Raw genomic sequence first — 2,321 nt, 5'->3', positions numbered from 1 at the left:
TGTATAAGAGACAGGAGTTTATGGTGCTGGCCGATGCCGGTGAAGACGAGGTGCTATATACCGAGGATGGTCAATATGCCGCCAACGTGGAGAAAGCGGTATCCCTGCCAGCGGATGCGGTACCCTCGGAGTTTAGCGAGTACAAAAAGCTAGAAACCCCCAACACCGCCACCATTGAAACCATGGCGACGTTTCTAGACTGCTCCCCCACCCAGATTGTTAAAAACGTGCTGTACCAGGCGGTCTATGACAATGACCAAACGGTGCTGGTGCTGATTAATATTCGCGGTGACCAGGACGTCAATGAGACTAAGCTGCAAAACGCCCTAACGAACATGGCCGCCGACTATGACGCCTCCACCCTGCTGTCCTTAGAGGTGCCCGACCCCGAGACCCAAGCCAAGTGGGCGGCAAAGCCCCTGCCGTTGGGATACATCGCCCCCAATATCGCCGATGACTACATCCAAAAACAGAAAAATGTAGCGCCCAAATTTTTGCGGCTGGTGGATAAAACCGCCGTGGACCTGAAGAATTTTGCTACCGGTGCCAATGAAAAGGGGTACCACGTGGTCGGTGCCAACTGGGGGGACCCGTTCACGTTGCCAAAAACAGTGGTGGATATCCGCGAAGCCACCGCTGGCGACCGCGCTGTCCACGACCCAAGCCAAACGATTCAAACCGCGCGGGGCATTGAAATCGGCCATATTTTTCAGCTGGGGACCAAGTATTCAAAGGCCATGGGGGCTACCTATACCGATGAAGGTGGGAAATCTCAGCCGCTGGTGATGGGCTGCTATGGCATCGGCGTCTCCCGGCTGGCCCAGGCAGCGGTGGAACAGTCCTATGACAAAAATGGGATTATCTGGCCGGTTGCGATCGCACCCTACCACGCCGTCGTTGTCGTCCCCAATATCAAAGACGCTGACCAAATGGCGGCAGCCGAAAAGCTCTACGAGGATCTCAATGCAGCCGGGGTGGAAACCCTGCTAGACGACCGCAAAGAACGGGCCGGAGTGAAATTCAAAGATTCCGAGCTAATTGGCATTCCCTTCCGGGTGGTGACCGGTCGCTCGTTGAAAGAGGGTAAGGTAGAAGCGGTCAAACGGGCCGACGGCGAATCGGTGGAGCTGCCACTCGATCAGGTGGTGAACACCGTTAAGCAATGGGTTGACGCTGCCGTTTCTTAACGTCTAAGTAACGACCGCTCCTATTGCCCATATTTCTATCGGCCATGGAATTTATTTCAATCTTGCTTTCTAGCCTGATTTTTATTGGCTCGCCCATTGGTTTTGGCCTGGATACCATTGCTGAAAATGCGCTGCGATCGCGGCTCAACGGTGTCGAGGATATCCAGGTGCGGGTGGATAATGGCTCGAATTTGAATTTGCTAAAAGGCAAGATCGACCGGCTGCAGGTGGGGGTGCGGGGACTGTATCCGGTGGAGGGGTTGAGGGTTGCGATCGCAGACCTGGATACCGACCCCATTGACCTCGACTTTAAGAAACTCAGACGTGGCAAAGTGGTCCTCGATGAGCCGCTTAACGGCGCACTCCATGTGGTGATCACACCGGAAGATCTAAATCAGTATTTGCTATCTCCAGAATTTACGGAGCGTCTTAACAATATTGAAATCAATCTGGGCAATGCCGCCCAGTCTCGTGAGGTCGGTCGCTATCAGTTTAGTAACCCCAAAGCGACATTTTTGCCGGACAATCGCCTGCAGCTGGAGTTAGATCTCTCCGAGCCTAGCCTGGGAGAAGGGTTAAAAATCAAGGCTCAAACCGGATTTACCATCGAGAATGGCCATCGTCTGGTGTTACTGAATCCCCAGGTATCGGTTAACGACAGCGCAGCGCCAGAGCAGCTGTTGGATGCCTTTACTGAAAATCTTGGTGACCGGCTCAGTCTGCGACGATTAGAAGAGTCTGGCATTACCACTCGGATTCTGGACGCGTCTATTAGTCCAGAACAGTTTGACCTGGTGATGTGGGTCAGCATTGACCCCAGTTTTACCCAGTAGGTAGACCGCAGCCGATACAGAAAATCTTCTCAGCAGACTATCTCAGCTCTTGCAACTGGTAGGGAAGCGCCAGACCACCCAGGGTTCGAAAATAGCGTTTACAGCTGCATTGGCCCACTCTGCGAGAAGCCGCTTTGGCGTCTACACCCTAAATCCCTCTCCCAATTTTGGGCTACGGTGTATACACATCTAGAAGATTGAGCTGGAAAGTGGCTCTAACTCCTGCATTACCCCTCATCCTAAATCCTTCTCCCCCAGGGAGAAGGACTTTGAGTCTAGCTCCCCTTCTCCCCCAGGGAGA

Annotated in this window: 2 protein-coding genes; both read left to right on the top strand. The window is 53.3% G+C overall.

The annotated features are described in order from the left end of the window. Positions 1 to 1,187: proline--tRNA ligase (gene proS / locus IQ260_RS29955; protein ID WP_193996701.1), on the top strand; the 1,187-nt coding region annotated here is incomplete at its 5' end. Between the two features lie 44 nt (positions 1,188 to 1,231). After that, on the top strand, positions 1,232 to 2,020 hold the full coding sequence (locus tag IQ260_RS29950) for an LmeA family phospholipid-binding protein (protein WP_193996700.1): 789 nt from the start codon (positions 1,232 to 1,234) through the stop codon (positions 2,018 to 2,020). Positions 2,021 to 2,321: the final 301 nt, after the last annotated feature.

Source organism: Leptolyngbya cf. ectocarpi LEGE 11479 (assembly GCF_015207065.1).
In the GTDB taxonomy this organism is placed as follows: domain Bacteria; phylum Cyanobacteriota; class Cyanobacteriia; order Phormidesmidales; family Phormidesmidaceae; genus Leptothoe; species Leptothoe ectocarpi.
This window is presented reverse-complemented; position numbering and strand designations above follow the sequence as displayed.